At 49.0% G+C, this 7770-nt stretch carries 7 protein-coding genes and 1 pseudogene; 7 read left to right on the plus strand and 1 reads right to left on the minus strand.

Features of this window, described 5'->3' with window-relative positions; all coding sequences use genetic code 11:
* Nucleotides 1-53 precede the first annotated feature (53 nt).
* Nucleotides 54-2216, plus strand: a complete 2163-nt coding sequence (locus tag QT973_RS21205) for a CBS domain-containing protein (protein WP_333392113.1) — start codon at nt 54-56, stop codon at nt 2214-2216.
* On the opposite strand, the gene QT973_RS21210 is transcribed toward QT973_RS21205, so the two are convergent.
* Nucleotides 2213-2389: a hypothetical protein gene (locus QT973_RS21210; RefSeq protein ID WP_333056565.1), complete on the minus strand. Its 177-nt coding sequence runs from the start codon at nt 2387-2389 to the stop codon at nt 2213-2215. The two genes, QT973_RS21205 and QT973_RS21210, sit on opposite strands and share 4 nt — an antisense overlap.
* 392 nt (nt 2390-2781) lie before the next feature.
* Here QT973_RS21210 and QT973_RS21215 point away from each other — a divergent pair, with 392 nt between their 5' ends.
* From QT973_RS21215 to QT973_RS21240, 6 genes and pseudogenes are all read left to right on the plus strand, one after another.
* Nucleotides 2782-3027, plus strand: coding sequence for a hypothetical protein (locus QT973_RS21215; protein ID WP_333211968.1), 246 nt, complete (start codon nt 2782-2784; stop codon nt 3025-3027).
* 459 nt (nt 3028-3486) lie between these two features.
* Nucleotides 3487-4617, plus strand: a complete 1131-nt coding sequence (locus QT973_RS21220) for a sodium-dependent bicarbonate transport family permease (RefSeq protein WP_333056567.1) — start codon at nt 3487-3489, stop codon at nt 4615-4617.
* 98 nt (nt 4618-4715) lie between these two features.
* Complete coding sequence (locus QT973_RS21225) at nt 4716-5048, plus strand: P-II family nitrogen regulator (RefSeq protein WP_333056568.1); 333 nt, start codon at nt 4716-4718, stop codon at nt 5046-5048.
* Between the two features lie 173 nt (nt 5049-5221).
* A pseudogene (locus QT973_RS21230) lies at nt 5222-5356 on the plus strand (IS5/IS1182 family transposase); the annotation flags it as partial.
* Between the two features lie 869 nt (nt 5357-6225).
* On the plus strand, nt 6226-7092 hold the full coding sequence (gene bchL / locus QT973_RS21235) for a ferredoxin:protochlorophyllide reductase (ATP-dependent) iron-sulfur ATP-binding protein (protein ID WP_006634709.1): 867 nt from the start codon (nt 6226-6228) through the stop codon (nt 7090-7092).
* Between the two features lie 34 nt (nt 7093-7126).
* On the plus strand, nt 7127-7770 hold a 644-nt coding region (locus QT973_RS21240), incomplete at its 3' end, for a DUF5331 domain-containing protein (protein WP_333056569.1).

Here is a 7770-nt window from a genome sequence, read left to right on the forward strand (position 1 = left end):
TGCCAACCCAAGTCTCCAAAATTGTAACAACTCATTAAGTAAAATTAATAATCATGCTACAAGAAGAACAATTACAACATTTTCGAGATTCAGCTCCGCAGTTGTCGGTAATTAAATCATCAGAACCGGCCGAACGCCCCAACCGCCGGCCTCTCTACTCGTCACCTTTAGATCGGGCGATCGACCGCCACCCCCTCACCGTGGCTCCAGAAACCCCGATCGCCCAAGTGTTGGCTCTCATGAACCCGATGCGCGTCTCCTGTCACCTTTGTGGCGAAAAACAAAACGCTGTTGCTAGCGCAGCCAAGCGCAGTTGCGTCTTAGTCGTCGAAGATAATCGCCCGATCGGCATTTTTACAGAACGGGATATCGTCAAGCTAACTACCGTCGCAGCTTGTACAGTCGGACTGACAATTGCTGACGTAATGACTCGATCTCCCATTACTCTCAAAAAATCCGAGTCTCCAGATATTTTCACAGCTATCTTCACATTGCGCCAGCACTCCATCCGGCATTTGCCCGTAGTGGACGAGGACTCGCGACTTCTCGGCATCATCACCCGCGAAGCCATTCACGAAGCCCTCCAGCCGATTAACTTGCTAACCAATTTGCGCTGTGCAGCAGATGTCATGACGCACCAAGTCATTTCTGCCACAACAACTGCCTCAGCCCTCGATTTAGCCCAGCTCATGGTCAAGCATCGAGTTAGTTCCGTTGTCATTGTCAAAGAGCAAACTCAGCATCCCGATCGGGCGATCGCACCAACACAAAATTACCAAATTCCGATCGGCATTGTCACCGAGCGCGACATCGTGCAGTTTCACGCCCTCGAACTCAACCTCTCGGAAATCCCAGCCGCAAGGGCCATGAGTGCGCCTTTATTTTGCATATCTCCCGCCGATTCCCTCTGGAGTGTCCACCAGTCCATGCAGCGCCACTGCGTCCGCCGTTTGGTAGTAGTTGGCAGCCAGGGAGAGCTTTTGGGCGTTGTGTCTCAGACAAGTTTGCCACAAGTTTTTAACCAATCTGAAATGTATGGGACGATCGAGCTGTTACAACAAGCAGTGGACGATCGAGCCACCCAATTGCAGAAAGCCAACGAACTTTTGCAGCAAGAAATTTTAGAGCGGCAGCGGGCCCAAGAAGCCCTGCGCCAAGCTCACGACGACTTAAAAAAACAAGTTGAAGAACGCACCGCTCAACTTTTAGAATCAAATGAATTGTTGAGACGGGATATTATCAAGCGCCAGCGAGTCGAAGAAGTCCTGCGGCGAAAGCAAACTTGCTTGAAAAATCAAGCACAGCAATTAGAGCAAACTGTGCGAAAGTTGCAGCAAACTCAAACTCAATTAGTGCAAACCGAAAAAATGTCTTCTTTGGGACAAATGATTGCCGGTATCGCTCACGAAATTAACAATCCTGTTAATTTTATCTACGGCAACCTTTCCCACGCCAGCCACTACATCAAAGAATTGCTCCAACTGTTGGAACTTTACCAGCAGCACTATCCCGAACCAGTCTCGGAAATTCGGGAAGCAGCAGCAGAGATGGAAGTCGATTTTTTAGTAGAAGACTTATCTAAGCTAGTGTCTTCTATGCAAGTAGGAACCGAGCGCATCCGCCAAATAGTTGTGTCGATGCGTAATTTTTCGCGATCGGATCAATCTAACATCAAGCTCGTTGACATTCACGAGGGACTCGAAACCACTTTGTTGATTTTGCAGCACCGGCTCAAAGCCCACGGCGCACATCCAACTATCCAGATTATTAAAGAATACGGCAATTTGCCCCACATCGAGTGCTGTGCCGGTCAGATCAATCAGGTGTTCATGAATATTATCGGCAATGCTATTGATGCTTTGGATGAAGAAATCCAGCAAGGGGAATGGGCGACGAGAAATGCGAAAATTTCACCCCCGTCAAATCCTAGTTCTCCATTGACTCTTCCCACAATTACAATTCGTACTGAAGTTGTTGGTGGCGATTTTGTCGCGATCCGCATTTCCGACAACGGGCGGGGCATACCGGAGGAGATTCGCCGCCAATTATTTGACCCGTTTTTTACTACCAAACCAGTTGGCAAGGGCACTGGGTTGGGACTGTCGATTTCTTACCATTTAGTTGTGGAACAGCACGGGGGGCGACTCGACTGCGTTTCGGAAGCTGGACGGGGCACTGAATTTGCGATCGAGATTCCGATCGTCAGTTCTCATTAGTCAGCAGTCATAGGATTGAAGAATTGAAGAATTGAAAAATTGAAAAAGCTGTCGGAAACAGTGGTTTGTCCCGACGATCGCACGTTGCGACTGCTTTGATCGCCAGCCTCCATCACCGTATAACCGGCAGCCCCAGCTTCCTCGACGATCTTGGCGATCTTTTTCAGCAGCACCTTTTCAGCGGCACCTTTTCCGTGACAAGGCAATACTCTATGGTTTTTCCTTGAACCATATCTTTAAGTTTATGCCAAATATCTGCGAATTCATTACCCTCTGTTGAGAAAGATTGACTCAGATTAGCGGAATCATTTTATAAAAAACACTTATCTTTTTGACGCTATAGCAACCATTCAACCAGCAAATCTAAGTATAAACTTAAGAATACCGTTCAAGGCGAAAGCATAGATGTCTGTCTTCTGTTCGATATCAATGTCAGGTTTAAGCGTTCCAGTCTCTCTCCTTGAGACACTATCCATTCACAGGTGAATTTCTGACAGGTATTTCCCTAGCGGCGGGCCAGTGCCCGCCACCGCCACACACATTCGAGCAGCATGGAGCGTACACAATGAACAAGTTTGACTCAACTAAACTGCGGACCCAATTTGACAACACCAGCGAAGGCTGGCTAGTGCAGGTGTATAGTGGCGATCGCCGCCTGCTCTGTGTGTTCGATTCGTCTCACGCCTGGACTTTTTTGGTGGGCTGTGGGTTCGGTCTCCTACTGGCGGTGGGGTGGTTTAACCTTGCCAGTTACAGTCCGTCCACGACTTATGTGCCGACAACCACTCCCCCCGAAATGTGGATTGATTAGTTCAAAGCATTGCTATAAGAGTGGTGTTCACGCCACTCCTGTTCCCGATTTTGCTGATCCCATACCGTCCTCGGTGCAATATCCGTGTACATAAAAAAATCTGCGATCGCTATTTATGCTGACCAGAAATATACGGGTTTTATGAGAACAAAAGGAAAACTTATGATTTGAATTAAAAATTATTTGGCATATCCATGTAAAGCGATCGCAAGTTTGTGCGAATTTAAGGATAGACTTAATTACATAGAATTTTGGGTCTTAATAGATATTGATCTATAGAAGTTACTGCGGGACAGCGACACCTTCTAGCCCCATTCGGAGAGCGACCATCTCTGAATCCCCTGGCGACAGGTGTTCGCATAACACCTGTCGCCAGGGTTGAAGCGCTGCACCCTTACTTCTTAAATCTCACCGCTCACAATAATCGCTCTTTTTTAGAGGAGGCAGCAGGAGGTATTCATGGATTTTTTGTCCTTGTTCTTAATGGACTTCATTAAGCAGTTGCAGTCCCCAACGCTCGGGTTTTTGATTGGTGGTATGGTCATTGCCGCTCTCGGTAGCGAACTAATAATTCCAGAGGCGATTAATCAGATCATCGTCTTCATGCTGCTCATGAAAATCGGTCTGACCGGTGGTCAGGCGATCCGCAGTTCCAACCTGACGGAGATGTTGATACCCGCAGCTTCTGCTGTAGCGGTAGGGGTTCTTGTTGTATTCATCGCGCGCTATACGTTGGCGAAGCTGCCGAAGGTCAACACCATAGATGCGATTGCGACCGGGGGATTGTTTGGTGCTGTGAGTGGCTCTACCATGGCTGCAGCCCTGACCCTACTGGAAGAACAAAAGATGCCATACGAGGCATGGGCTGCCGCACTCTATCCCTTCATGGATATCCCAGCGCTCGTAACGGCGATTGTGGTGGCCAACATTTATCTCAACAAGAAGAAGGGTAGTCCAGCAGCCCACTCTACCGTGCAGGAGTCTTTCAGCAAGCAACCCGTTGCAGCAGGCGATTATCCCGATCAGCAGGATTATCCCCGCAATCGGCAAGAGTATCTCAGCAAGCAGCAGAAGCCTGCGGATAATCGGGTCAAGATATGGCCGATCGTGCAAGAAAGCCTCCAGGGTCCTGCCCTATCGGCAATGTTGCTCGGCATTGCTCTTGGCCTGTTCACCCAGCCGGAAAGTGTCTATAAAAGCTTCTACGACCCCCTCTTCCGCGGCTTGCTTTCGATCTTGATGCTGGTCATGGGTATGGAGGCTTGGTCAAGACTTGGCGAACTACGTAAGGTGGCCCAGTGGTACGTCGTGTATAGCGTAGTGGCACCGGTGGTGCATGGGTTCATCGCCTTCGGTCTCGGCATGATTGCCCACTACACCACAGGATTCAGCCTGGGCGGTGTTGTGATCCTGGCTGTTATTGCCGCCTCCAGTTCAGACATCTCAGGTCCGCCCACGTTGCGAGCCGGGATTCCGTCGGCCAATCCCTCCGCCTACATCGGCGCATCCACAGCCATCGGTACACCCATTGCGATCGGCTTGTGTATACCGCTCTTCCTCGGGCTGGCCCAGGCGATCGGTGGCGGCTAATCCCAGACGGGTCGCGGTCTGTCGGCGCTCCCTTGCTCCAACAGACCAAGCAACTCAATATATTAAGATCAACATACGTAGGTAAGGAGGTAACCAACATGCCCAAGCCAGCCAAAAAGCTTGTCATCGTCACGGAAAAGATTCTGCTGAAGAAGATCGTCAATATCATCGAAGAAGCCGGGGCAACCGGTTATACGGTTCTGGAAACCGGCGGTAAAGGCAGTCGCAACGTGCGATCGTCGGGGCAACCTAGCGTTTCTGACACCACGGCGAATATAAAATTCGAGGTGCTCACCCCCGATCGGGATATGGCGGAGAATATTGCCGATCAGGTCGCAGTCAAGTTTTTCCTCGATTTTGCGGGCATGATCTATATCTGTGACGCGGAGGTACTGTACGGGCACAGTTTCTGTGGACCAGACGGCTGTTGAACCGAGACGATACAGACCTAAGAAGCCGGGGCATGACCCCGGCTTTTTAGTAGCCGTATTTCTTGCCTGCGGACTTGGGTCTCAGTTGCAGTCCCCAGCGCTCGGCTTTCTGATCGGTGGTATGGTCATTGCCGCCCTCGGTAGCGAACTGCAAATTCCAGATGCGATCTATAGCCCAGGCTCGAATAGTGATTGAACATATTAATAGGAGTCTAAAAGTTTTCAAATTTTTGTCAAGTCGTTATAATCCTCGCCGCCGTTATGGTCTCCGTTGTAATTTGTTGTCAACACTTTACAATTATCAGTGAGATATCAGGTCTAAAATTCAAAACTTTTAATTTTAACATAGATTTTTTTTTCAATAGGTCTAATATACCGACAATCCCCCACTCGAATCCTCGCCCACTCTCGGAGGCTCCCTCACTGCAAAACTCGGACACTTCCCCACCTATTCCTAAAAATTCACAATTTTTTACAAAACACCCGAAACCTCAGCAAAGTCAATCTTTCCCAATCTAAAATCTAAAATCTAAAATCTAAAATCCCATAACTTTGCCCTCGCCTGACCCAAGCGATCCGAACTAACTTCGAGTTTGCCTCATCCACTAGCGTCTTGATGACCGTTCGAGTTACCCGCACAATCCATCAACTGCCTGCATCCTAGCCCGAAAGCCCAAAGCCCAGATTGTTTGATTCGTTTATTTTTGTTTTATTTTTGTACCTCTTTATATTAAGAAAGTATTTTAAAATTAATTTAAAAGCTAAAAAAATTATAAAAATAGATTTTTATATCAAAAAACCAGTTAAGATTCCCAAAGATGCAAAATAAACAAATTTACTAGCATTTTCATTTAGACGCCCCCTTTCTTTTCATCGCAAGTTAGCTAATAATGCTTTCAACGAGGTGACTAAGGGCCGAGTCCAAAATTGGTCTAACCCAAAGACGGATACAAGCCCCAAACAAAAGTCGTCGAGCTCGAAAATTTTAGTTAAAGAGAAGCCCCAGATTCATCTGTGGAGTCGATTCTTTAATCTCAAATCTGAAATCTCAAATCGACTGAAATTAAGGAAATTGCAATTGGGCTATGGCAATTGGGCTATGGCAATTGGGCGATCGCCCAATTGCAGGAAACCCCAGCCCTCATCGTTTTGATAGAAACCTATAGGAGAACCAAGAGTGAAACTAGCAGTTTACGGAAAAGGTGGAATTGGTAAATCAACAACAAGCTGCAACATCTCCGTTGCCCTAGCCAAGCGCGGCAAGAAAGTTTTGCAAATCGGTTGCGATCCAAAGCACGACAGCACATTTACCCTCACTGGCTTCTTGATACCCACAATTATTGACACCCTTCAGCAAAAGGACTATCACTACGAAGACGTTTGGCCCGAAGATGTCATCTACAAAGGCTACGGCGGCGTTGACTGCGTAGAAGCAGGTGGCCCTCCTGCAGGAGCTGGCTGCGGCGGCTATGTAGTCGGTGAAACCGTCAAACTGCTCAAAGAACTCAATGCCTTCGACGAATACGACATTATCCTGTTCGACGTGCTCGGTGACGTAGTGTGCGGCGGTTTTGCAGCCCCCTTGAACTACGCCGATTACTGCATGATTGTTACCGACAACGGGTTCGACGCTTTATTTGCCGCCAACCGCATCGCCGCCTCAGTCCGCGAAAAAGCCCGCACTCACCCGTTGCGGCTCGCTGGTTTAATTGGCAACCGCACCTCAAAGCGCGACTTGATCGACAAGTACATTGACTCTGTACCCATGCCGGTGCTGGAAGTGCTGCCCCTGATTGAAGACATTCGCGTTTCTCGCGTTAAAGGCAAAACATTGTTTGAGATGGCAGAAAGCGATCCTTCCCTCAATTACGTCTGCGATTACTACCTCAACATCGCTGACCAGATTTTGGCAATGCCCGAAGGAGTAGTGCCCAACGACACGCCCGATCGCGAATTATTTGCCTTACTTTCAGATTTTTATCTAAATCCAGTGCAACCGGTGGTCAAGAAGGAGGAAGATGAGCTAGACCTGATGATGGTTTAATAGGTCTAGCGATCAGGATGAGGATAAAGAGGTTATGGCTTTTTTTGATACTTTTTCAGTTGCTCTCAAACAGAAGTGGTTGGACTACTACCAGGTAAATCGGGCTTGGCTGCTCCTGCACATGACGGCTGACAACACGGTCGCCACACCCGACGGCGGGAAAAGGCCTGTTTCTTACCTCATCCTGGGAATTGCGGCTGCCCTGGAGCCGGAACTCCAGCAATTAATGCTGCCCTTCTCAAAACTCAAGCCGGATGCAGACAGCCTGATCGAAGTGTTGGGGCTAAATTTTGACCCGGACATCGCGCTGGGTATGCCCTCAAATATCGTGCCGCAGACGATCGGCACATCTCCAACACCCACAGCAGCTCAAACTGCAACTGCTACACCCACAGCAGCTCAAACTGCAATTGCTGCACCCGCAGCGGCTCAAACTGCAACTGCTGCACCCGCAGCGGCTCAAACTGCAACTGCTGCACCCGCAGCGGCTCAAACTGCAACTGCTGCACCCGCTGATGCCAAATCTAATAAATTGGGCGGTGCGGCGTTAGCAGCAGCCGGAGTAGTCGCCGGAGTCGCCGGAGCAGCCGGTCTGGCTGCGGCGGCGTCAGCACTCAGCTCCGACGACGAATCCTTCGATGAGTTTGAGGAAGAAGCAGTCTCCGACTTCGACATGGG

It is taken from the genome of Microcoleus sp. Z1_A1 (assembly GCF_036700305.1).
Lineage (GTDB): Bacteria > Cyanobacteriota > Cyanobacteriia > Cyanobacteriales > Microcoleaceae > Microcoleus.